This window comes from Nostoc sp. (assembly GCF_036917395.1).
Taxonomy (GTDB): Bacteria; Cyanobacteriota; Cyanobacteriia; order Cyanobacteriales; family Nostocaceae; genus Nostoc.
The window spans coordinates 38,545-61,757 of sequence record NZ_JBALDI010000016.1; the positions used below are offsets into that span (position 1 = coordinate 38,545).

Below are 23,213 nucleotides of genomic sequence, written 5' to 3' on the forward strand. Positions count from 1 at the left end.
CCTCGGAATTTCTTCTGAGGCTAATAAGCTTGCACTCCTCTCAAGAGGAATAAATACAAAATTTTCAGCCATCTACATGGCTATCCAATGTAAAAGGGAAAATTTCAGTCCACTTGAGTAGACTTTAGCTATCAGCCAAAAACTTAAGTTCTTGGCGGGATTCGATCAGTGCAACAGTTTGACTGTTACAAAAATGTGGGTAATCACAAGACTTTTAAGCAAGGAACAAAACCAGTGAAAAGCTTACTTTCTAAGCTTTTCAAATTTTGAATTTTGCGTAGCGCTATTAGTCTTCTCTTTCGCCAAAAGCCGTCTGTAAAATCACTGGAATACCTCCGTCTTGGTGATATTTATCTCCCCAGGCACGGATAACTTCATCCAATTCTTCCATAGCCTGCTGCATTTTTTCTGGGAGGATATCAAGTTCTTCCAGCAAGCGCATGGCATTTCGTCGCCGTTCTGCCCAATCTTTCATCATTCGGAAATACCGAGCGGTATCTTCCACCATGATGTAAGTGCGTTCTTGATCGTCTGCTGGGGCATAAAAAGGACGGGTAAGAGCGTAGAAGGGCATTCCCCAAGGAGAATCAATGCGTGTTACAGTTCCTGAGTAGAGCAGACGGCGCTTGATATGCTCACCCAAGGCTTCACTCAAAGGCATTTGGTGTTCGGGGGGCAAGTCTTCTTGCGATCGCTTATGCAAAAACTCAATCAAATCCAGAAACTCAAAGGAGCTAACTAACTGGGCATCAGGTAGATTACTTGGCAGTTTCTGCTCAATTTGTCTTTTTTCTTCACTTGTCAGACTGCTACCAGGAACGCGCGATCGCCCCGGTTGCCAAGGATATTTTTCTAGCCAGACATAAGGCAATTGAATCAAATAGCGAGGTTCCTGAGAACCCAACATTTTTAACAATTTGCCTTCTGTTAGTGCCTGTCTGACTTCTTCTACAATAATTTTTACCCGTTTTGGCTCCAAGTGGTGCAAATGCCCTGTCATCCGCAGGTTTTGTCCCTGCTCCAAATAGGTCATGTAAATTGCACACTTTGCTGCCGTTGCGGCTGCGTCTAAAAATGCCCCATGCCTGTGACCACTCGTCCGCATGGCACTAAAAGCCAGATAAAGCATGATCTGATCCATCGCACTGGGGTCAAGACGTTTGATCAGATCTATGTCGTTACTCATATTACAGACAATTGAATAGCACGTTTACACAGTTTTTAATCGAATGAAAATAGGTAGTATACACTTGGCTGAAGGCAATGTCTTTACTCCAAACTATATTAGTATGCGATAACTCTTAAATCAGTGGTAGCGCAAACTACCATTTTCGCATATTCTCTGGTACAAAGGCAGATGAGAGTGGTTGTTACTATAACTGTCTCTGCATCTGACCAGAAAATTAGAGATATCACAAAGTTCAGCTTGACGGTGGTTTACTTCCCAAAAGTCAACTGTGTTGTAAGTAATCTACAAAGCCTTTAAGTTTTCTGGGGTTTTTCTCATCTTTCAAGAGCAACAATGTCAAGCCGCTTACACCTAATTATGGCACTATGCCGACTTGGAGTAAAAATTAGTTTATGCGGTTCATTTGGGATATCTGTTACTCTAAAAAGATGGTTTTTATTCAGCTTTGGCGAATTATTTATAGTACACAGGTGGCTAGAAATAATTGGGATTGGTCTAAAAAGAAATCGCTCATCAGGTGTAGCCACATTCAGAGGTTGAGCCACACAGATCGTTCTCAACTATCATCCCCTTTACAACCTCAAGTCATATCTCGGCAGTATAAGCCATAGGCTTGAGGGAAGATAGTAGACCTCAAGTAGAGCAAATAATTCCAATTTCAAAATACCTGTTGTTTCTTAAAATCTCGTTCTTGATCATATCATTGTTTTTCTCTTTTGCATAAATTTATGTTTTTTTGATTTGAGAAATGAGCCATACTTAAGTAAGTTGCATTCGCCTAAATCAAAGTTTGATGATATTTCTAAATATCCTACTAAGTCCCAATTTTATTTCTCCTTTTTTGTTAATTATTTGACACAGAAAGCCGCGATTCAATTCGATTTAATCGCATAGCCATTAGGCTTTCTTGATAATGCTAATCGGCTAAAAATTTACTTATTAGCCAGATATATAATAAAACAGATTGGATTCCACTTGATGATTATTTAGATAATTTTTCTCAAGGGATTTATATTTTTTTCATGAAAGAATATTATCCTTTGATCATTTAACTAATTCCTTGGCTACTTTCAAGTATATTTTTACCCCGCTGTTTTATATCTTTGAAGGACTTGAATGGCGTAGACAGTTTGTTGCCATAAGAGCAAAAGAATCCGCAGCAAGCTACGATATAAGCATTCATTTTCCGGGCATCTGGGCAATCGTAGACCAGATTGACTCCTAGAAAACGGCAGAAATAACTAGAAAGGCACAAATAAACGTAACTATGTGAATAAAAATGAATGGGGCTAAAACCCTCTTCCCTTCTGGCTTCTGCTTCCTACCTTTACCTCGTCTCAACTACAAATTTACGCCGACCTACCTAAAGATACCATCTCATCAAGCTCAAGAGCATAGAAATGAGGCATTTTAAATTTTGCGTCGATTGCAGAGGTTACCGGAGAATAATTTTATTAGCCTTTTCACAGGCGATCGCTCCATATATTCATGTAGCTACAACAATCTCTCACGCTTAAAAAACGGGTTAGTCTAGTTCGCGGTGCTGCTTTTTCATCTCCAAGTTCAAAAACGTGTTGCAATCGCTTAAACTCCTTGTAAATCTTTCCTCTGAGCAAATACTCATGCTCATTTGCTTAAGTTAGTATTACTCGTACTGCTTATATATACGTGTTTTCCCTACCTGTATCAGGCTAAATTCATAAAAATATATTACAAGTCAAGTTATTCTGATTACTGCTTATATATAAGTGTTTTCCTCACCTATATCAGGCTAAGTTCATAAAATATATTATTAATAATTAATATTAATTGCTTATAGCGCTTCTTGTACCCTGCCTGAAGCCGCTACGCATCGATGAATCAGGTACAAGGTAGGGGCGCAAAATCCCAACCCGCCGATTTGTTAAGTTGACACCAATCCACATCTGTGCAGCCCTACATGCTCTACTTCACATAATTGAAAACTGCTATACAGTAAAGACGTTGCATTGCAACATCTCTACACGCATCAAATCTCCACTTAATCTGATTACTACTCCGATTTATTTATAGATAGGACTTACACAGAATAGATCCGCCAATTCCCTTAAAAAGTTGGCTCTTTAAAATCCCCTTTTTTTAAGGCTACGGTCTACACACAAGTCCTAAAATCCTTGCCTGGTAAGATACAAGCCGTATATTGGTAAGGTTTTGAGTTGATCAAACTGATTATCAATAGTCTAGGCTTATTGATAGAGGTTTAACAGAAAATCAAGGATTTTAAAAATAATTTTCCGTTCTTTTCCGTCAATTTGATTGCCCACTCGACTTGTGTGTACACGGTAGCTTTTTAAGGGGGGATCAAGGTTTCAGGTTTTCAATGCGTAAGTCCTGATAGATATAGAAATTTAGAATCTAAAATATATAGAAGACCTGCGATCACATTAGTTTAGAGATGTTAGTCGAGTTGAAACCCCCCGGATTTATCCGTGGGGTAGTTCAGGTAAACTGATTGAACTCGCCATTTAATTCGTGGAATTAGAGGATTTAACCTGATTTCGCATTGTTTCAAAGCTGAAAGCAGCCGCGCCAAAGGTTACTAACAACACTCCCAGAATTTGCACAAAATCCAAATTTTCTTGAATGATTAACCCAGCGAAAATCACGGTTAAAACTGGGATGGTACCACCGATGAGCGCCGCTCGTGAGCCACCTAGTTTACTAATACCAACATTATTGAGCAAATAGCCTGCAAGAGTCAGCACACCCAAAATAAATGCGCTTAAAACCAGTTCCAGCATCTTAGAGGGGTCAACTACCAAGTTCCAAAAAGGTAGCATCAAGCAGATAAAGCTCAACAACAACATGGTAGCGAAGTTAATTAAAGTAAAAGTCACGGGATGCAGTTTGCTAGCACAAACCCGCGTCAGAATTATATAGGCAGCAAAAGCCACACCCGAAAGAATAGCGGTGCTGCTTCCCATTGAAGTATTATTCGTACCGATGGTGGAAGAACCCCCTAAAACCAACAATTCACCGCAGCAAATCGCGGCGATCGCACCGATGCGGAATATGGTAGGGCGATCGCGAAATAGAAACCACGACAATAAACCACTAACCATCGGATAGACAAAGAACAGTGCGATCGCCATTCCAGTTGTGACTTGAGCGATCGCAATGTATATGAGTACCTGAGACAAAAACAAAAAGCACCCACTCACAATCGAGAACAGCAAAATCTGCTTGGTAGCTGCATTGGCAGATGTGGGATTTCCTCGGACTGAATTAGCCAAGCTTTCCAAGTCTTGCCATAGTCTTGGATGCAATATAGGAGACAACAGTACCATCAGTGGTACTACCACCATAAATCGTAGCGTCAAAATTAACAAAATATTGCCTAAAGTCGGCGGTAGCAACCGCTCTACTTCTAATACTCCAAAAATCTGGGAACCTTCGTGGAAAATTACCTTAATGGCTATGTTGTAAAGCGACGATACCACTGCCGATAAGACAATCAGCAAGAAACCGATTTTTTGGATGGGCGATAAGCCTGAGGAATTAGGCGATCGCGGTTGTGGGGGTTTTGATCCCGGCGGCGGCTCTAGTGTAATAGAAGGTGAAGATTTAGCTTTGCTCTGTGACCCGTTCCTGCGGAGGAGAGAAATTGGTTCAGCAGCGTTTCTCTTTTGTGAAGGTTGTATTGCTCTGGGGTGTAGCACGGATGCGATCGGAGCCTCTGATGTAGTTTCGCTTTCCGGTAAGTCCTTATTGAAGATAGAAATTGGTTCGGTGGCATTGTCCTTTGGTGGCGGAACGACAGCAGCAGTCGGCTCTGATTTAGTTTCCTTTTGAAACAAGTCCTTGCTGGGCACAGAAGTTGGGTTCGCGGCGTTTTCTTTAACAATCGTCGGCTCTGATTTAGTTTCCTTTTGAAACAAGTCCTTGCTGGGGACAGAAGCTGGGTTCGCGGCGTTTTCTTTAACAATCGTCGGCTCTGATTTAGTTTCCTTTTGAAACAAGTCCTTGCTGGGGACAGAAGTTGGGTTCGCGGCGTTTTCTTTAACAATCGTCGGCTCTGATTTAGTTTCCTTTTGAAACAAGTCCTTGCTGGGGACAGAAGCTGGGTTCGCGGCGTTTTCTTTAACAATCGTCGGCTCTGATTTAGTTTCCTTTTGAAACAAGTCCTTGCTGGGGACAGAAATTGGGTTCGCGGCGTTTTCTCTAACAATCGTCGGCTCTGATTTAGTTTCCTTTTCTAAAAATTTATTAGGGATCGGGGAAATTGGCTCAGGGGAATTTTTTACTACTTCGCCAAACGGTGGCGGGGATGTCTCAAAAGAACTGTTTTTCTCTGGCTCCGTAAACTGTAAAACAGTAGGTGTACCTGCTGTTGCTGGTTTGCGTGAAGTTTCTTCTATAGTTTTTTCTAGTTCTCCATGCAGGCGATTAACAAACTCCGCCAAAATCGTTTCCCCTTGCTGCTGCTGGCTATACATCCGTGACAACTGTTGGGAAAGATTACTTTGATAGTTCTTCATCTCCTGTTGCAGCGAGTTAAAGGTAACAGTAACGGTGTCATCCAGGCTGTCAAACATGTGTTCGACTTTTTCATTGATTTCACCTACTACAACATTGCTGCTGACTTGGGCGGATTTCAGCGCAGCTTGATCATAAGACTTGCCCTCTATGGTTTGGTTAGCTAAAGTCGCCAGAGAGGATTGCAGTTGTGAAGATATATGCTTTGCCAGAACTTCTGCCAGTTGACGAATTAACACTTGCTGTTCAGTAATTTGGCGCACTTGTTGTAAATGCTCTTTTTCCTCTAGCAAGCTTTGAATGTCATCAGATAACCGATTTTTTTCTGACTGAAGCCGCTTTACGTCTTCTTGCAACACTCTCAGGACATTCTGCTGAAGATTTTCTAAATCTTCAACTACAGCCCAAAGAGCATTTTCTGCTGCTCTAGATAGCTCGCCTCTGACTCTCGGGTTTTCTGGTTGCTTCTCGAATCGCCCCATTAGCTTCTAACCTCTAACATCTTGACGATAAAGCTGCTTCCCGTACAATTTCTTGGCGCTCATCTTAATTTCCTGTATTTTGCCAGATAAATTAAAAATTTTAACAGCACTTCCGCATTTCAACGTAATTTTGTCGTACTGAACACAACTTGGCAAAGCATCAAATTTGCGATAGTGCTTAATCCACGGTGTTTTGTTCAGCATGTTTAATTTACATCAATTATTCGCCAATGAGATTTTTACTTTGAAAGAAATCTCACTCCAAATAAATATTTATTGTTTTGCTGCCAATAGTAATTATCAAAGACTTGCAGATGCGTGCCCTACAGCCACAAAATTGTCTGACTTGCGAAACTAGCTGTAAATTTGTGTGGAATGTAACTTGTGTGACAGTTTACATCTCTAAATAGAGATTAAAGTATCTTTCTGTGGAAATTCAAAGTTACGCTATCCCCTGCACAACATTCTAATGAATCAGTAGCAATTCTGCAAAAACCCGCTTTTTTGGCATTGTTGCAGTCTATGTTTTGCTGTGAGTAGATGCAGTAAAGGAAAAGTTAGCAAAATAGTAATAATTCTTACAAAAATAAAATCCGAGCGATGCTAAAGATGGCAGCGCACAGGCCAGCACTCACGGGGATTGTAATTAGCCATGCGGCGGCAATGCCTTGTAGTGTTTTGAACTTAATCGACTTGATATTTTGCACTAGTCCAATACCAACTACACCGCCGACGAGAGCGTGGGATGTGGAGACTGGTAAACCTAGCCGAGAGGCGATAAGGATGGTGGTAGCAGTAGCAAGTTCGGCACAAAATCCACTACTAGGTTGCAAGGCAATAATATTTTCGCCAATAGTGGCGATGACTTTTTTACCCCAGACAGCTAAACCACCAACAATACCAGCACCACCAAGGATTAAAATCCAAATGGGGATAGTGATACCATCTGTAGGTACGCTACCAGTGCGATCAATGTAGACGATCGCAGCTAAAGGAGCGATCGCATTTCCCACATCATTAGAACCATGAGCAAAAGCTACAAAGCAAGCACTTAGCAGTTGGAATCGTCCGAATAAGCGCTCAACTGGATTTGGGATTTGAGGTTTTGGACTTCGGCTTCGCTCAGTCGAACGATTTTGGATTGATGGTAATTCCTGAGTCTGGGGTGGAAATTTTTCCTCCACTTCCCCCGAATCTTCCAATTGTCGCCAACTAATGATTGTGAGTCCAACTGCTGCGATTGCACCCGTTAAGAGTGGGATATCGTAAGCAGGGATTGGAAAACCAAGCTCAATTACAAAATTGGTTAGCGGTTCAGTCAGCGATGGTAATACAATTACGCCGAATACACCTAGCAATATAGTACTCAACCAGGGAATCCACTCTTGTAACTGCACTAGTTGATTGGGTTGATCCAAAATCCAGTGCTTGATTTGACTGTAAAATAAAGCGGCGATCGCACCACTAATTAATGGCGTTAAAACCCAGCCAATGGTGATCAAGCCAATTGATGACCAATCAATTGCACCCACTCCCAAAGCTACCCAACTAAATCCGGCGATCGCACCAACAACTGCATGAGAAGAGGATACTGGTAAACCGCGTGATGTAGCAATTTGCAACCACACACCACAGGAAATTAACACCGTTACCATCCCAACAACGAATATTTGGGGCGTAGCAGCGAATAAAGCGGGATTAGCAATTTTCGTCGCTAGGGTTTGGGTTACCTCATGCCCAAACAATACAGCACCCGTAAACTCTAATACCCCAGCAATTATTAGTGCCTGTTTGAGGGTAACAGCTTTGGAACCTACAGAGGTTCCCATTGCGTTAGCAACATCGTTTGCTCCGAGATTCCAGGCGACGTAGAAAGCTAGTAGGGCTACTACAACTTGGGTAATAAGCATTTTTTTGAGTTTAACAAAAAGACGAGGGAGCAGGGGAGATAACAATTCAAAATTCAAAATTCAAAATTCAAAATTGAAGAGATCCCCCCCATCCCCTTTTACGGATAGATTAAGATTTTATAAGTATCCGGTGTGGGTGCGATCGCAACTTCCACAGCTGCACCCAAATCTTTTAATGGATAGCGATCGCTAATCAACGCTTGCACGTCAATCCGCTGATTAAATACAATATCAGCTGATAGACTCTGAAGCCGATAAGATGAGCTGTAACTGCCGATCAAGTCAATTTCTCTACGATAGAGGATATTGGGGTTGATGGAAATTTCCACCTCATCAGGAAATTCGGCGAAAAACAAGATTTTGCCACCTTTACGGGTACAATCAAGTGCTTGAAAGAAAGCTTTATCACTCGGAACAGCTAGCAGGGTAACATCAACACCCAGTCCACCAGTTAGGGCATGGATTTTTGCTGGTAAATCGGGATCACGAGCATCAAAAGCCGCCTCTGCACCGACACTCAAGGCTTTTTCGATTCTAGAGGGCAGTAAATCGGTGGCGATCGCTTTTGCTCCGAAATACTTTGCCAACATGATAAACATTAACCCAATTGGCCCAGCACCAGTAACTAACACAGTTTGTCCTGGGGCAATTTGGGCTTTTTTCACAGCTTTCAAGCAGCAGTTAGTCGGTTCTACAAAACTCGCTTCTTCAAAACTGATGCGATCGGGGATAGGAATCAGTCCACCATTTTGGACAATATGTCCGGGAACCTTGACATAATCAGCAAAACCGCCGCCACTGGCGTTAAAGCCTGCGGTTGTGGAGATGTTTTTGTAAACATCGCACATGGAGAAATTATCATTTAGGCAGTAGGTGCAACGCATACAGGGGATGTGGTGCATCACCGCTACTCGTTGTCCAACTTGCCAGCCTTTGACATTATTGCCTAGTGCTGCGATCGTGCCGGCAGTTTCATGTCCAAAAATGCGCGGCGGTTCATACAGTGGATAACGAATTTTTTTAATATCTGACTGACACAACCCCACTACCCGCACCTGTACCAGCACTTCATCTGGTTCTACGGTTGGAACTGGGATATCTTCGTAAGACAGTTGATTGACGCCTCTAAATACTTGTGCTTTCACGTTGGTTTTTCACCGCTCAACGATACTAGATGTAACATTAGCAGTCAACGTTAGGCTATCAGATTTGTGATTTCTGTCTACATAAACGAAATATCCGAAAAAAATAAATTATTTTATCTGAGTCCAAGCTATCTGGGAAGAATATGTTGAAACTCCAGCGAGGTTAAGGGATAGTTAATCAGACATACACGGCTGATGTCTTAGCTGTCGGTAGAGGAACCGGAGGAACTGCGGCTGCTATCCAAGCGGCACGACGGGGAGCCAAAACTATTCTGGTGAGATAGTCTAGTAATCTGTCAAGTTTAATTTGATCGGTTCGTAATTGGCGCTGTCTTCGCTTTAGCGCAAACTACGAACAATCCGCACCCCTCAATTATTTATTGACAGACTACTAGGGTGTGTTACGGCTTTCGGAACGCTGTTAACGCTGTATTATTTTTGAATATTTTCTCAAGATTTTCTCTAAAACGGTAGCAATGACTATTCGCCATGCAACTGAAACTGACTTGCCTGCTATTGTGGCAATTTATAATGCTGCAATTCCTAGCCGCATGGCAACCGCTGATTTAGAGCAAGTATCTGTGGAAAGTCGCCTTCCTTGGTTTAAGGCGCGATCGCCTTCACAACGCCCACTTTGGGTAATCGAAGTAGAGGGAGTAATTGCTGGATGGCTTAGTTTCCAATCCTTTTATGGGCGGCCCGCCTATAGTAGGACTGCCGAAATTAGTATTTACATAGCCCCTGACTTTCATCGATGTGGTTTGGGACGACAACTATTAGCACAAGCAATTAGCGAAAGTCCTAGTTTAGGTTTAAAGTCCCTAGTATGCTTAATTTTTGCCCACAATCAACCCAGTTTAAAACTTTTTGAAACATTTGGTTTTCAACATTGGGGACATTTACCTAAAATTGCCGAAATTGACAGTGTTGAATGCGACTTAGTGATCATGGGACTCAGAATTATTGACACTCCCACAGCTTGAAGTTTTGGGAGTGCAAGGTTTCAGTGAATCTGTTTATTGCCGATACATCTACTCAAATACAACGGCGAAATTCGCTATCTTTGTCTATAAAAGTTATTCCACAAGAAGGGCAAAACTCCTACTGATAATTTTATCCGGTATGGATAATAGAGCATACAGTCCTCAATCTATTGATACTATATTTCATAACTCTAACTTAAAATACCTTTTGCTCTGGCCTGTTTCATCCAACTAGGAAATTCGTTTAACAGTCTTTCATACAACTGCTCATCAGTTATTTTTCTTAAATCATCAACATGAAAAAAATCAGCATTATCAAGGATGCGACCACCCATTGTATCTAACCTTTCCAAAATTCCATAATTAGAACCAGCCAAGCCAACAAATTGCCAAAATATAGGATATTTTGCTGCCTCTATAATACTTTTTTTAATCTCTTGCTCATCAGTCACACCTCCATCGCTGAGAAATACAATCAATGTAGACAATTTACTAGGTTGTTCTTGAATATACTTCTTGATTACATCTTTTAGTACTGAACTTTCATTGTTTCTACCACCTAATTCGAGCATAAGAGAGGGCATTTTAAAAACAAGTAAAGCTCTCTTAGCTTCACCACATTCTTTATTAATGTAACCCTCAACGTTCATCTCTGTTACTGATTTTGTCCTTTTGGATTTTGATCCGAAAAACCAAACATCTAATGTTTTATTATCATCTAGCCTACTAGCTACTGGAACTATTCTTTCAAGAAACGCTTGTACCGCACCAGAATTATATTGATGGTTCATAGAGCCAGAAATATCTAAAACCAAGGCAACTCTTGCTGCATCTTGACTAATACCTCTTTTTTTTAGGACAATATCAACTTTGGCTTTTAACAAGCTGATATCAGCTTGTTTTGTGATATCAATATAAGAAGTTACTACAGGAATGTTAACTTTAGGCTCCACTTTCTTTTCTTCCTGTTTAGTTTCGACAACATACTTATCTACAAAACTTTGTAAACCAGTATTATAGCCTTCTCCCACTGCCTGAAATTTCCATTCACCTTTATTTTTATATAACCGGCCAAATTCTAAAGCTGTCTCTTGAGAAAAGCCCTCTCTCAAATTGTAACGAGCTATAGACCTTCTTGTTTCTTGGTTATAAACTTTGATGAAGGCATTTCTAATTTGGCTAAAATTTTTATTTTTTTCCTGTCCGTCGTGAATAGTGACAACAAAAATTATTTCCTGAATAGATAGATTAACTTTTGTTAAATCAATATAAATTGTCTCATCATCTCCGTTACCTTCCCCAGTTCTATTATCTCCTGAGTGCCTGAGAGAACCATCAAAAGATTCAAGGTTATTATAGAACACAAAATATTTTTCATCAGGAACTTTCCCCTCGGCACCTAACATGAACACAGAAGCATCAATATCATAGCTTTGTCCATTATGACTTGCTTGCCAACCTAAGCCAATGGCTACCTTCTTTAAATCAGGAACTTCTTTAGAAAGATTAAACCTGCCACCTTTATTTAATTCAATTTCCATTTTGGATACATCCTATAAATTAAAATTCTGTTACTTATTTGACGCAAAAAAAGGGAGTAGCACCAATGAATACTCCCTTTTTATTAACTAATGAGATAGCTACTAAGCGGCGTATCGGTCTACAAAATTTTGAAGCCCTGATTTATAACCAGCCCCGACAGCTTGGAATCTCCATTCCCCATCTTTTCGATAAAGCTTACCAAATTCAATTGCAGTTTCGGCAGAAGCATCTTCATCTAATTCATACTTAGCAATTTGTTTTTCTGTGGCGTTGTCATAAATTCTGATAAACGAGTTTCTGACTTGTCCAAAGTTTTGCTTTCTTTGCTCTGCTTCATGTATGGTGACGACAAAAACTATTTCTTGAACTGAAGCATCAACTTTGCTCAAATCAACTTTAATCGTCTCATCATCTCCTATGCCCTCTCCTGTTCTGCTATCTCCTTCATGTTTTACAGAACTATCTGGTGACTGTGAATTGTTATAAAATACAAAGTATTTTTCGTTAGGAATTTTTCCGTTAGCACCTAACATAAATATAGAAGCATCAAGGTCAAAAACTGAACCTGTATCTGTAACGTTGACATCCCATCCTAAACCAATTCCAGCATTTTTCAAGCTTGGTGCTTCTTTTGAAAGATTGATTCTTTCGCCTTTACTGAGGTTAATTGACATAATAACTACCTATTTTTTCAAAATTAATTTTATTCAGAGTTTTTATTGAGTTACTCAACTCAATAAGCAGTTAAGCATAGACTCTCATAAGTCCCTCTAAACCATTAACCTTAATGCCATTACCAATAGCTGCCATTTTCCACTCATTATTATGATTGTAAATTTCAGCCAGGACCATCCCGGTCATTCCTTTGTATTCAGACCCATATAAATGATACTTGGCAATTTCTTGATTGTTAGATGTATTGACCAGCCGCACAAAGGCATTTTGTACCTGTGCAAATTCTTGTTTACGAGCAATACAGTCGTAAATGTTAACTGTAAAAACTAGTTTGACAATCTCTTTTGGTAGTCGAGTTAAATCTACAATAATCTGCTCGTCATCACCTGCTCCTGCACCCGTGAGATTATCACCCAAATGGGTAATAGCTCCTGATTTGTGGGATAAATTTCTAAAGTAAATAACGTTACTTGTATCTGTTATTTTGTCCTTTTGATCTAAACAGATTACAGAAGCATCCAAGTCACAGTCTTGAGTATTACTGAAAGCCCCAAAAAAACCACCAGCAGAACGTTTTGCTACATCCCAGCCTAGTCCGCACATCAGCTTTGTTAACCCAGGAGCTTCTTTAGAAAGTGAGATATGTTGCCCTTTTTTGAGGTTTATTCCCATGTGATTATCTTGAATATATTGAGATTGCTAATGTTTTCAGCTATTTGATTGGGTAGCTGTTTGTATCAGCATTTATTCAGGGTTGGTTCTAGCTTTTGAACTTTGTTAATGTTTACTACTTTTTGTGCGTTCAGATTGGTATGAACAATCATGATGCATTAAAGCAAGTAACACTCAATTAAGCTAGCAATTTTTATTGTGTAATTCTGGTTTTTTGTCAGAGTTAACAAATGAGTTTATCTATTTCGAGTTGAGTAATAACACGCCACATAATTGATGGCATATCATATTTGTTATGCGCTCTATCGTAGTCACCTTTAAAAAGCAGTGTAATCAGGAAAAATACGTAATCTCAAAAATTCTGACATTTCTGCCACATATTTTTTTGTTGGTAGTACTGATATAATCGTCGTTATAAAGTGGACTACAACTGCGCTAAATTATTAAACATTATTATCTTTGGGTTAATGCCCAAGTGATAGCTCGGAGTCTAGAGCCTTGTTGTGAATAAGTTACAGCAGAACCAATGTTCTGATCATCCTATACTGCGATCGCTTCAATTAGTTACCATAGTAGGCAAATGTAGAGACGCGAAATTTTGCATCTCTAAACATTTGTCAACAACGCTGTAACTGTACTAGTAACAGAACAATTTCATCAATAGCTTGATGCACAACTGTTGCAGGTTGCTCCGATTGATTGACGAGAATACTAAAAACCAACGGCTCATATTTAGGTGCATTCACATATCCAGATAGAGAAATTACACCTGTTAAAGTACCTGTTTTTGCTTGCACAATGCCCTCAGCAGGTGTATCTTGAAAGCGGCCCTTCAAGGTTCCACTTTTACCCGCCACGGGTAAAGATGCGCGATACACATATGCTGCTGGTGTTCTTGCTATTCCTCGCAAAGTTTGCACAAAAGCTTCTGGTGTTACTAAGTTACGACGTGATAAACCCGAACCATCCACTAAAACATAATTTGCTGGATCAACTCCCAATTGAGTTAAACTTGCTTTGACAACTTCCAAACCTATATCAGCGCTAGTCTGATTTTTAACTCTGGTTTTTTTCACAGCTAATGCTCTCAGCAGTGCTTCAGCATAAAGATTATTACTATTCTGAAGAGTTTCCATTAATAATTCAGATAAAGGTGGCGACTCTACAAATGCTATTTCTTCTTGATTAACACCACCACTTACTACTAATGTTTGCCCCAAGGTAATTTTTTCTGTTACCAAAGCAGTACGAAAGCGCCGTAAGAAGTAATAATTAGGGTCAACTACAGGTAAATCTATTAATGACGGTTCAGAATTTGTTGTCAGTTGTCCTTGAATTTGTAATACTGTTCCTGATAATTCGCGGGTAACGTTAACGTAGGTTGGTTGATTTTGGGCAACGGTTACTGACTGATTAATTGTCCGCCACTGTTTCGCCTCGCCAGCATCAGTCCACAGCACTTGTAAAGATTTACCTACAGCTTGCGGTACAAGTTTTAAGCTAAAAATATTTTGATTTAGAATAAAGCTGCTGACTGGTGCGCCATAGTCTGACTGCACATCTTCCCATTGCCAGGTGGGGTTAACAATATCCCCTTGAATATAACTATCATCAACTATCAATCGCTGAATTTGGGTAATACCTTTCTGTTTTAGCTGCTGTGCCAATGTTTGCAGTTGAGTATCACTTAAGCTGGGATCTCCCCTACCAACAACACGTAAAACACCATTGCCATTCTGATAAATTGAGGTGCGAATCCGAAAATTTGCACCCAATTGCTGCAATGCAGCTGCCGTTGTCAGCAATTTGAGATTAGACGCGGGAGTAAAATATTTCTGAGCATCCCGACTGTAAAGAGTTGTCCCGGTTGACAGGGGTTGCACCAAAATTCCCCAGCGCCCCCGACTGAATAAGGGACGATTGATTACAGCATCTATAGCTGTTCCTAATTGGCTAGAGCAAATTGATTTTGTGGTAGTTGTTGGTGCAACTGGGGTTTGTGCTTTAGCTGCCGGCTGGGTAACACCAATTTGAGTCCCCAGAAACAGCAGCATTAAGCTAAGAGAAATTTTCCTGGTCATCACATAGTTCTTAAAACTACCTGATGATAATACCTTGGTGTGACATTTTTTTTACGTCAGTTTGACTGGAGGAAATTAACACTATTCTTCCTCTTCTTCCTCTTCTTCTTCCTCTCCTTCTTCCTCTCCTTCTTCCTCTTCCTCCTCATCTGCCCCGAATACTTCGTCTATCAGTTCTTGTGCTCGCTTGTCTGAAATCTTCAAGGCTCCCTGAAGCTCAGAGATATAATCTTGTTCTGTTTCGGGTACTTCCTCATCAATCCCTACCACCAAGATAGCGGTGATGTATGCAGCTTCGCGATAACCTTTATTCGGTAGGGATGCGATCGCCTGCTCGATTAAAACTTCAGGTTCTTCTTCCTCTAGCAAGCTGGCGACTTTCTCAGTCAACTCTTCATAGTCTTCATCAGAGTAATCTTCAAATTGGGAAACGCTACCCAGCATTTCACTCAAACCATATTGTTCTTCTATGGTTATGCCTTCACCATCAGCAGCTGCGGAAAACATTCCAATAACTGCGATCGCAACTTCTGGTTCTAGAGCAACTGAACTGGTGCTACGTCCTTTGGGCAACTTGCGTTTAGACATAATTATCCTCTAAAAGTTAGGTGATATTTCAGGAAGTAATACGTTGTGGTTTATAATTCTTCCTCGATTTATGATTCCCAAAAGAATGCAGAAATATACATTGGGATGAATCTTTTTTCATAAAAAATACGCAGATAATATCTTCATCCGCGGATGAAAACGGTTAAGTTGCCTTGAGCGAGCAAGGTTTTTAGTACTTGTGTACGCCACCTCTGCCTAAGAGGATGTTTGAAAAGTTATGATTGATGTATCAAATATTCTTTTACCCCACCCTAACCCTCCCCGTATGTATTGGGGAGGGAACGAGAATCTCTTGTTTCCCCCCTTGTAAAGGGGGGATTAAGGGGGGTAATCCAGGGAATAATAAGCACATTCCAGGAATATGAAAACGTTGATGACAAAACTGTATAACCAAACCTCAGAAAAGCAAAAACGGCAAACTCTCAGAAACAATATGCCCCCATCTGAAAAAATAGTTTGGGCAAAACTTAGAAATCAACAAATTGAAAGCTGTAAATTTCGCAGACAATACAGTATTGACAGATTTGTAGTGGATTTTTATTCTTCGGAATTGAGACTTGCCATAGAAATTGATGGTGATAGTCACTATCAAGATGGAGTTCGGTGAATATGACTGCGATCGCCAAGCATTTTTGGAATCAAAAGGTACGAGGATTTTGAGATTTACAAATCAAGAAGTTTATCAAGATATTGATGGTGTAGTGGATAAGATTAGGGAAGTTATTTGTCGGTTGAGGTAAGTTACCCCACCCTAACCCTCCCCTTATAAAGGGGAGGAAACTAGATTTCTTTTTTCCCCCCTTTCTAAGGGGGGATTAAGGGGGGTAATTCGACTTGTGTGTACACCGTAGCTTATAAAGGGGAGGGAATTAGATGTTCTAGTTTCCTCTTTATAATATTATTTTGGCGATGCCTGCGGCTGGCTACGCCTACGCATTTGTTGATTTGGCGTTCGCATTTGTTGATTTAGCGTTCGCATTTGTTGATTTGGCGTTCGCATTTGTTAATTTAGCGTTCGCATTTGTTGATTTAGCGTTCGCATTTGTTGATTTGGCGTTCGCATTTGTTGATTTGGCGTTCGCATTTGTTGATTTAGCGTTCGCATTTGTTGATTTGGCGTTCGCATTTGTTGATTTGGCGTTCGCATTTGTTGATTTGGCGATCGCATTTGTTGATTTGGCGATCGCATTTGTTGATTTGGCGATCGCATTTGCTGATTGCACTTATTCTCAAACAACAAATCGATATAAAAAATGAGTAAAAATACAGACAAACTCGTAATTATTTCGTTCAACTTTTAATGAAATAAATCCACAAAACTACCCATCTCAGGCAAAAGGATACTCCACTATGTTGAAAAAGGAATTATTAAAAAAAGGATATCTCATGTCTTTAAGAACTCGTGGTTCTGCTGCTGTTGACAAAGCCCAACTTCGTCTCGCCTTGCTTAAATCCCTTGAAGAAAATCTGGATTTAGGACATGGATTAACCATTGAAGCCTACAACCACCTCATCAACACTACCCGTGCGACGTTAGAAGCTCATAATACGCTTGTGTCCAATCTTGAAGAATCGCGTAAGACAGTAACCCAGATGGATAAAGCCCTCTCCGAAATGTCTGAACGAATGCTAAGTGGAGTTGCAACTATCTACGGCAGAAACAGTATAGAGTATTCCAAAGCTGGCGGTTCTAATGGAAAAAGAAATAAACAATCTAGTTCAAAAGTTGCTCCAGTTGTTGCGGTTCTTGCTAGTCAACCTGCTCAAGCTGCAATTGCGAATGCGTCAATTAATGGTAAAAGCACAACTCCTTTGCTGCAATAATCCACTTACTGCATAAATATAGTGCCGTGTCAAGCCTAAATTTGTGCATTAAATGTTAGTTGGGTTGACGTAAGGAAACCCAACATGGATCATGTTCAGGACTTACGCGTATGGAAGTCGCTAACCGCAGATTATTTTGCGTCTTTTGACACGTCGGTTTGGTGCAATTGAGCTAAAGATGCAACAGCAGATTCGCACATTATCCTTAACTCAACTAGAAGAGTTACCTGAGGCGCTGTTGGATTTCTCCAGTCAAAGTGATTTAGTGAATTACTTAAGAGGTTGTTTGAAAAGTGTCAGCTTAAGCCTTAAATGCAACTAAGAGAAGTGATCGCAAGTCCCAGAACCCTTATTATCTCGTTCAACTTCTCGATAGCCAGAGTAGTCAAACATACGTTGGATGACTTTTCAAACATCCTCTAAGATATATCTTTTTACCTCAACCTAATCAGAAAGATTAAGCAACATATACGTAAAAGGAAAGGGGGCAGGAAGTAGGGCGAATTCCAGCATCTTTCTCCCCTTTTCCTGCTCCCCAGCTCTGGTCAGAATTATCAAAAAACGTTACAACTTTGTCCCACACTCAGCGCAGAAGTTGTGGGTGGGAGCATTTTTTGCATTGCAGTTGCTACAATAAACTGGCTCTGCTGCTGCCTTCGGCGGTTGCTTCTGCAAGCCAACCATTTGAGCGTTGCTCTTGCCAGGAGCTACCATTGGATAGCAGTTTTCGTCTCTGGTGACGTGGACATTCAAGATGACTGGGCCTTTGTGTGCCAGCATTTCGGCGATCGCATTTTTCAATTCACTGCGATCGCTGATTATCATGCCCTTAATCCCATAGGCTTTTGCTAACAACTCTACGTCTGGCATCCCTACTTCCATGTTTGAGCATGAGTAACGCTCACCATAGAAGGCTTGCTGCCACTGGCGCACCATCCCTTGCCAGCCGTTATTGATAATTATTGTCTTGACATTTATCCCATACTGTGCAAGTGTACCAAGTTCCTGCAAACACATTTGGAAACTGGCATCACCGCTAATACAGATGACTTCTTCATCAGGAAACGCCACTTTAGCGCCCATAGCCGCAGGTAAGCCAAAACCCATCGTTCCCAAACCAGCACTAGAAATCCAGCGCCTTGGGCCATTCTTCAGGAATTGTGCTGCCCACATTTGATGCTGTCCTACATCTGTGGTGTAGAAAGCCTGGGGTGCTTGGCTACTTACTTCTACGATCACTTCTTGGGGGGAAATGCTGTCGGGATGGTGCGGCACTATTAGAGGATACTCTTCGCGCCAACGGTTAACTAAATTTAGCCATTCTTGGTTTTGATTAGGTGTAGCCTTGACGCCTGCTTCTTTGCATCGACGCAATAAGTCTACCAACACATTTTGTACATCGCCGACGATGGGCACTTCAGGAACGCGGTTTTTGCCGACTTCTGCCGGATCGATGTCGATGTGAATTACTTTGGCGCGAGAGGCGAATTCGTCTAACTTGCCAGTTACGCGATCGTCAAATCTAGCACCGACGCAAATTAGCAAGTCACAATCACTAACGGCGAAGTTAGCGTAAGCCGTGCCATGCATCCCTAACATTCCCAAAGCTAGGGGATGATGTTCGTCAAAGGCACCGATCCCCATTAAAGTTGTGGTGACAGGGATGTTGAATAATTCAGCTAGTTCTTTTACTTCTTCATGGGCACCAGCTGCGATCGCACCACCACCGACATACAATAGCGGACGGCGACTTTCAGTAATCAACTGGATCGCGGCATTAATTTGCCGGGGATTTCCCTTTACTGTGGGACGATAACCGCGTAACTTCACTGAACCTGGTTTTACAGGTATGTAGTCAAATTCTTCTAAAGCTACATCTTTGGGGACATCAATCAAAACTGGCCCCGGACGCCCAGTGCTAGCGATGTGGAACGCTTCGGCGACAATTCGCGCCATATCTTTGGGATCACGCACTACATAGGAGTGCTTGACGATTGGTAGCGTAATCCCGTAAATATCAGTTTCCTGAAAGGCATCTGTACCAATGGACGGACGTGCTACCTGTCCTGTAACCACAACCATCGGGATTGAATCCATGTAGGCTGTAGCGATGCCTGTCACCAAGTTCGTTGCTCCTGGCCCAGAAGTGCCAAAGCAGACTCCTACTTTTCCTGTGGCACGGGCGTAACCATCAGCAGCGTGGGCTGCGCCTTGTTCGTGTCTCACGAGAATGTGCTTCATAGCACCAGTTGCTTCCACTTTATACAGGTCGTCGTAAATTGGTAGAATTGCCCCACCCGGATAACCAAAAATATAATCAACGCCGTGGCGCTGAAGGCTGTCAAGCAGAGCAAAACCGCCAGATGCACGTTTGGGCATTACTGGTGGGCTAGAAGTACGAGACTGTTTGTGATTCTCAGTTTGTGGGAGACTAATTTGGGAAAGCGAATCTCCTACGGAGACACTTTGTGAACGCACGGCCAAACCTCAGACTATAGCTAAAATAAATGCTGAATTCTGTAGTTAAGATTTCATTTTAATTGAAAAGTGCAATCAAATTCTAAGAATTTTATATATTAAATATAAAGTTAGACTATTAGCCTACATTAATTAAATTACGTCTTGCAAGACTGTGCGAGTATTTTTCCAAGCCCAAACACCGACAACTACGACAACAATACTCATTCCTACAAGCACAAATCGCAAGCCCAGAGTATCAGTTAATGGCCCAGTAATCGCCAGAGGTAACGCCAGAGCGATGTTGACGGCATGATTTTGAAAGCCAAATACTTTACCGTGCATCGTAGATGGTGTTTGCTGTTGAATTAAAGTTTGCATGGGTACACCAATTAAGGCAGCACCTACACCCAAAAATGCACAGAGTCCTAAAGCCAGCAATAAGTTGTGCGTAAAAGTGAACACCCCTAAAACTAGTGCAATCATCAAAAATCCCATTAAAGGTAGGGGCTTGTGACGCAATTTATCACCCCAATTTCCTAAAATCGCCGCACCAAATACCATACCTACCCCTGCTGCTGCCAAGAAAAAGCCAAACTGTTTCTCTTTTAGACCAAATTCCTCGGCTAATCGAATTGTCAGTACTGTTAAAGCTGCAAACACACAATATAAAGTTGTCAGTTGCAGCATGGCGTTCAAGATCAAAGGGTTTTTCTTGAGATAGCGCAGGCTCTCGGTGAATTCAGCCCAAGGGTGATTTGATGCCCGCTGTTCCTTCGGTCGTTTGGGTTCTTTAAACCTAACTGGCTGGATAATAGCACCCGATAATATGTATAATCCACCAACTACAATCTCTTGACCGTATTCTTCTCCCATCAAGCTTTTCGCCAAACTCAAAATCGGCTCTCCAATAGCAAAGCCAACAATTAAAGCTCCCATCATCGTGCTGCTAAACAGCGCATTGGCTGCCAACAAATTCTCTCGCTTCACCAATAAGGGAATGGCTGCTTGTTCAGCTGGTGCAAAAAACTGCGTCACCGTGGAAATGGCAAAAGTCAGGATTAACAGAATCAAGAACTGTCGTGGTAACAAGGGAAGACACAGCGTTAATATTCCCCGCACAACATCTGATCCGACCAGAATCAGCTTTTTTGGTAAGCGGTCAACAAAGATACCACCAGCAGAACCGAACAAAATTGCTGGTATTGTAAACGACAGCATCAAGGTCGAATACATAGAGTTTCGTGCCAACCCCCGAAGCGGTGGGTAGTTTTCCAGCAGAGCAATCAGCAAAACGAAGAAGACCTTATCTGCTAACTGGGATAGCAGTTGCCCAATCCACAGGAGCATAAAACCACGGTTTTTTAGCAGTGCGCCAAACCCGTTATTAACAGCAGTTGGTTCAGTTGGAAACATTTAGATACTTTGGGTAGATGGGGGTGGGGAGTAGGGAGTTGGGTAACTAATGACAAATGACTCACTCCTCACTCCTAACTCCTGTTTACTTACTCCATTGTCCGGATTAATTTGCTTCATAGCGCTTTAACAGCATAAGCAAAAACTCAGATGCTGTGAGATGACCTTTTGGTGGAAAAATCCCAATGGATGAATCTACCCACCAGCCTTGTACAGTTTGGGGCGATTTCCACATGCACAAATGATCAACTGCTGGCTGTGCATAAAAGTTATTTTGCCCACTACCTAGCAAACAGGAACTCCAATGCGTGAAATAATCATGGCTCATCCGATGAATAGGGAAATTACCCTGTAGTGGTACTCCCCATCCATCTATAGCAATAAATGCTTTCACACGACCACCCAAGAGTTGCCACAAACACGCTGCCCCTATTGCCCCAACTACGCCCGCACTAAAGCTAATGAATATAATTGGCGATTTTAGCTGATCGCCCAAGCGATCGCGCAAAAACTGTAAGATATGAAATGTTGATAGAACCAAAACATCTTTACCCGGATAAATCAGTATATTTGCGGCATTATAAGCGATCGCGCCATTAGAAACCATATCTAATAATCCGACTTTAAAGCTTTCAGTTAAGTTTGACTCATGAATTCCAGGGCAAATAATTATACTCATCTGTCTATTCTGAAAATTGCGGATGTATATCGTACTAGGAGCTTTTCATATTAATAACTTAAATCTGCTGTGGCGGTCTATTATCGAAGGACACGTACTCCTACGGAGTACGCTTAGGCACAACTTCTCTAGTTGAGAATACAATAAAAAAATGAGCTTTTTACAAATAATTTAGGATTGCTATATTACCTGATTTTTACTGAGTAAATTATAGCTAATCCACATATTTTTCCGAAATAATCCTATTTTAAAACTTCTTTATACACAAGCGAAGGAACTTATAAAAAATAGTTATCGAGTTCTTACTAAAAAACGCTATTAAGAAGCAATTTGAGTATTGAATATTTTTTCCAACCTGCTTCTATGGCTAAAAAAATATTTACAAGTACACAAATATCCGATAAAAGTATTAGGACTTACGCAATAATCGCCCAAAAGCTTAGTTTATCGAACCGCCAAGATGCCAAGAGCGCCATCGCGGAGCGTCTCGTAGAGAAGAATTCGTAGAGTGTGCGTAAGTCCTAAGTATATCAAGAGAATGGGCAAATTAATCAAGCGATCGCTCTTTGCTGGCAACTCCTGATTAATGAACATGAATCAACGAGGAAATGAATAAGGCAATTTTTATTTCCAGAGTTATTTATAGATGATATCGATGCATTTGCAAATACACCAAACCTCACAAAATCAAAAGTTCAGCTAGAAATATTTATATTTATTTTGTTGATGAGATAATATGCATAGCTATTGAAGAAACAGTAGAAAATAATATATTTGCTCCTAATTTATATAAAAGTGTGTTGAGCTTTGCGCCTTTAAGAGAATATTTTGAATCTTTCAACTTGATGTTGGGAATTGTTGAAGACTTAAATCTTGATAGACGTATTTTACACAAAGCTGCACCAAATTAATTTCACAGAGACATACAGCTTTTCGGCATTTTAACCGCTTTCGCTATTCCAGCAATATATACAGATGGCGTATTGATTCAATTTTCCATACCCAATACCCAATGCCCCACGTAAATCTTGTAT

20 protein-coding genes and 1 pseudogene are annotated in these 23,213 nt (G+C 41.0%); 8 read left to right on the plus strand and 13 right to left on the minus strand.

The features are described from left to right. Nucleotides 1-286 precede the first annotated feature (286 nt). From hetR to V7K46_RS08765, 4 genes are all read right to left on the minus strand, one after another. Nucleotides 287-1,186 (minus strand): heterocyst differentiation master regulator HetR, encoded by a 900-nt coding sequence (gene hetR, locus V7K46_RS08750; protein ID WP_273765150.1) that lies wholly within the window; start codon nt 1,184-1,186, stop codon nt 287-289. A 2,507-nt stretch (nt 1,187-3,693) separates the two neighbouring features. Continuing rightward, nucleotides 3,694-6,186, minus strand: a complete 2,493-nt coding sequence (locus tag V7K46_RS08755; RefSeq protein WP_335112170.1) for an EamA family transporter — start codon at nt 6,184-6,186, stop codon at nt 3,694-3,696. A gap of 578 nt (nt 6,187-6,764) precedes the next feature. Continuing rightward, nucleotides 6,765-8,096: an inorganic phosphate transporter gene (locus V7K46_RS08760; RefSeq protein WP_335112172.1), complete on the minus strand. Its 1,332-nt coding sequence runs from the start codon at nt 8,094-8,096 to the stop codon at nt 6,765-6,767. 98 nt (nt 8,097-8,194) lie between these two features. Further along, nucleotides 8,195-9,241 carry a zinc-dependent dehydrogenase gene (locus V7K46_RS08765; RefSeq protein WP_335112174.1) on the minus strand — a complete coding sequence of 349 codons (1,047 nt, stop codon included), beginning with the start codon at nt 9,239-9,241 and terminating at the stop codon, nt 8,195-8,197. Between the two features lie 170 nt (nt 9,242-9,411). Between V7K46_RS08765 and V7K46_RS08770 the strand changes: the two are divergent. Together V7K46_RS08770 and V7K46_RS08775 are read left to right on the plus strand one after the other, a co-directional pair. Beyond that, nucleotides 9,412-9,519 (plus strand): annotated as a pseudogene (locus tag V7K46_RS08770) (FAD-dependent oxidoreductase); the annotation flags it as partial. Nucleotides 9,520-9,717: 198 nt separating this feature from the next. Continuing rightward, a complete protein-coding gene (locus V7K46_RS08775; protein WP_335112176.1) occupies nt 9,718-10,224 on the plus strand; it encodes a GNAT family N-acetyltransferase in 507 nt (168 codons plus the stop codon). A gap of 191 nt (nt 10,225-10,415) precedes the next feature. Here V7K46_RS08775 and V7K46_RS08780 read toward each other — a convergent pair whose 3' ends face one another. The 5 genes from V7K46_RS08780 to V7K46_RS08800 form a co-directional block, all read right to left on the minus strand. Further along, nucleotides 10,416-11,765: a VWA domain-containing protein gene (locus V7K46_RS08780; protein ID WP_335112178.1), complete on the minus strand. Its 1,350-nt coding sequence runs from the start codon at nt 11,763-11,765 to the stop codon at nt 10,416-10,418. A 102-nt stretch (nt 11,766-11,867) separates the two neighbouring features. Further along, nucleotides 11,868-12,440: a TerD family protein gene (locus tag V7K46_RS08785; RefSeq protein WP_335112180.1), complete on the minus strand. Its 573-nt coding sequence runs from the start codon at nt 12,438-12,440 to the stop codon at nt 11,868-11,870. 70 nt (nt 12,441-12,510) lie between these two features. After that, complete coding sequence (locus V7K46_RS08790) at nt 12,511-13,113, minus strand: TerD family protein (protein WP_335112182.1); 603 nt, start codon at nt 13,111-13,113, stop codon at nt 12,511-12,513. A 617-nt stretch (nt 13,114-13,730) separates the two neighbouring features. Further along, nucleotides 13,731-15,194, minus strand: a complete 1,464-nt coding sequence (gene dacB / locus V7K46_RS08795) for a D-alanyl-D-alanine carboxypeptidase/D-alanyl-D-alanine endopeptidase (RefSeq protein ID WP_335112184.1) — start codon at nt 15,192-15,194, stop codon at nt 13,731-13,733. Nucleotides 15,195-15,275: 81 nt separating this feature from the next. After that, the gene (locus tag V7K46_RS08800) at nt 15,276-15,782 is read right to left on the minus strand and encodes a tellurite resistance TerB family protein (RefSeq protein ID WP_335112186.1); all 507 of its coding nucleotides are present in this window, start codon (nt 15,780-15,782) and stop codon (nt 15,276-15,278) included. Nucleotides 15,783-16,176: 394 nt separating this feature from the next. On the opposite strand from V7K46_RS08800, the gene V7K46_RS08805 reads away from it, so the two are divergent. From V7K46_RS08805 to V7K46_RS08825, 5 genes are all read left to right on the plus strand, one after another. Further along, entirely contained in the window at nt 16,177-16,410 is a 234-nt protein-coding gene (locus V7K46_RS08805; RefSeq protein WP_335112188.1) for an endonuclease domain-containing protein, read from the plus strand. Continuing rightward, a complete protein-coding gene (locus tag V7K46_RS08810; protein ID WP_335112190.1) occupies nt 16,397-16,543 on the plus strand; it encodes a DUF559 domain-containing protein in 147 nt (48 codons plus the stop codon). Before V7K46_RS08805 ends, V7K46_RS08810 begins: the two co-directional genes overlap by 14 nt. A 169-nt stretch (nt 16,544-16,712) precedes the next feature. Further along, entirely contained in the window at nt 16,713-17,060 is a 348-nt protein-coding gene (locus V7K46_RS08815; protein ID WP_335112192.1) for a hypothetical protein, read from the plus strand. A gap of 93 nt (nt 17,061-17,153) precedes the next feature. Then, a complete protein-coding gene (locus V7K46_RS08820; protein WP_335112194.1) occupies nt 17,154-17,627 on the plus strand; it encodes a hypothetical protein in 474 nt (157 codons plus the stop codon). Nucleotides 17,628-17,763: 136 nt separating this feature from the next. Next, a complete protein-coding gene (locus V7K46_RS08825) occupies nt 17,764-17,949 on the plus strand; it encodes a DUF4351 domain-containing protein (RefSeq protein WP_442939815.1) in 186 nt (61 codons plus the stop codon). Nucleotides 17,950-18,191: 242 nt separating this feature from the next. Here V7K46_RS08825 and ilvB read toward each other — a convergent pair whose 3' ends face one another. From ilvB to V7K46_RS08845, 4 genes are all read right to left on the minus strand, one after another. Further along, nucleotides 18,192-20,105 (minus strand): biosynthetic-type acetolactate synthase large subunit, encoded by a 1,914-nt coding sequence (gene ilvB, locus V7K46_RS08830; RefSeq protein ID WP_335112196.1) that lies wholly within the window; start codon nt 20,103-20,105, stop codon nt 18,192-18,194. A gap of 132 nt (nt 20,106-20,237) precedes the next feature. Continuing rightward, nucleotides 20,238-21,500, minus strand: coding sequence for an MFS transporter (locus V7K46_RS08835; protein WP_335112198.1), 1,263 nt, complete (start codon nt 21,498-21,500; stop codon nt 20,238-20,240). A 106-nt stretch (nt 21,501-21,606) separates the two neighbouring features. Beyond that, the gene (locus V7K46_RS08840; RefSeq protein ID WP_335112200.1) at nt 21,607-22,179 is read right to left on the minus strand and encodes a hypothetical protein; all 573 of its coding nucleotides are present in this window, start codon (nt 22,177-22,179) and stop codon (nt 21,607-21,609) included. 444 nt (nt 22,180-22,623) lie between these two features. Continuing rightward, nucleotides 22,624-22,773 carry a hypothetical protein gene (locus V7K46_RS08845; protein WP_335112202.1) on the minus strand — a complete coding sequence of 50 codons (150 nt, stop codon included), beginning with the start codon at nt 22,771-22,773 and terminating at the stop codon, nt 22,624-22,626. Between the two features lie 92 nt (nt 22,774-22,865). Between V7K46_RS08845 and V7K46_RS08850 the strand changes: the two genes are divergently transcribed. Next, nucleotides 22,866-23,090: a DUF3137 domain-containing protein gene (locus V7K46_RS08850; RefSeq protein ID WP_335112220.1), complete on the plus strand. Its 225-nt coding sequence runs from the start codon at nt 22,866-22,868 to the stop codon at nt 23,088-23,090. Nucleotides 23,091-23,213 lie beyond the last annotated feature (123 nt).

What these genes read in the sequence shown, in the direction of transcription:
- V7K46_RS08815 (WP_335112192.1), top strand. Translation starts at nt 16,713, where the DNA reads ATGCCTGCGGCTGGCTACGCCTACGCATTTGTTGATTTGGCGTTCGCA.
- V7K46_RS08810 (WP_335112190.1), top strand. Translation starts at nt 16,397, where the DNA reads ATGGAGTTCGGTGAATATGACTGCGATCGCCAAGCATTTTTGGAATCA.
- V7K46_RS08780 (WP_335112178.1), bottom strand. Translation starts at nt 11,765, where the DNA reads ATGGAAATTGAATTAAATAAAGGTGGCAGGTTTAATCTTTCTAAAGAA.
- V7K46_RS08845 (WP_335112202.1), bottom strand. Translation starts at nt 22,773, where the DNA reads ATGTTCATTAATCAGGAGTTGCCAGCAAAGAGCGATCGCTTGATTAAT.
- V7K46_RS08785 (WP_335112180.1), bottom strand. Translation starts at nt 12,440, where the DNA reads ATGTCAATTAACCTCAGTAAAGGCGAAAGAATCAATCTTTCAAAAGAA.
- V7K46_RS08820 (WP_335112194.1), top strand. Translation starts at nt 17,154, where the DNA reads ATGTTGAAAAAGGAATTATTAAAAAAAGGATATCTCATGTCTTTAAGA.
- V7K46_RS08755 (WP_335112170.1), bottom strand. Translation starts at nt 6,186, where the DNA reads ATGGGGCGATTCGAGAAGCAACCAGAAAACCCGAGAGTCAGAGGCGAG.
- hetR (WP_273765150.1), bottom strand. Translation starts at nt 1,186, where the DNA reads ATGAGTAACGACATAGATCTGATCAAACGTCTTGACCCCAGTGCGATG.
- V7K46_RS08800 (WP_335112186.1), bottom strand. Translation starts at nt 15,782, where the DNA reads ATGTCTAAACGCAAGTTGCCCAAAGGACGTAGCACCAGTTCAGTTGCT.
- V7K46_RS08775 (WP_335112176.1), top strand. Translation starts at nt 9,718, where the DNA reads ATGACTATTCGCCATGCAACTGAAACTGACTTGCCTGCTATTGTGGCA.
- V7K46_RS08835 (WP_335112198.1), bottom strand. Translation starts at nt 21,500, where the DNA reads ATGTTTCCAACTGAACCAACTGCTGTTAATAACGGGTTTGGCGCACTG.
- V7K46_RS08805 (WP_335112188.1), top strand. Translation starts at nt 16,177, where the DNA reads ATGACAAAACTGTATAACCAAACCTCAGAAAAGCAAAAACGGCAAACT.
- dacB (WP_335112184.1), bottom strand. Translation starts at nt 15,194, where the DNA reads ATGACCAGGAAAATTTCTCTTAGCTTAATGCTGCTGTTTCTGGGGACT.
- V7K46_RS08790 (WP_335112182.1), bottom strand. Translation starts at nt 13,113, where the DNA reads ATGGGAATAAACCTCAAAAAAGGGCAACATATCTCACTTTCTAAAGAA.
- V7K46_RS08760 (WP_335112172.1), bottom strand. Translation starts at nt 8,096, where the DNA reads ATGCTTATTACCCAAGTTGTAGTAGCCCTACTAGCTTTCTACGTCGCC.
- V7K46_RS08840 (WP_335112200.1), bottom strand. Translation starts at nt 22,179, where the DNA reads ATGAGTATAATTATTTGCCCTGGAATTCATGAGTCAAACTTAACTGAA.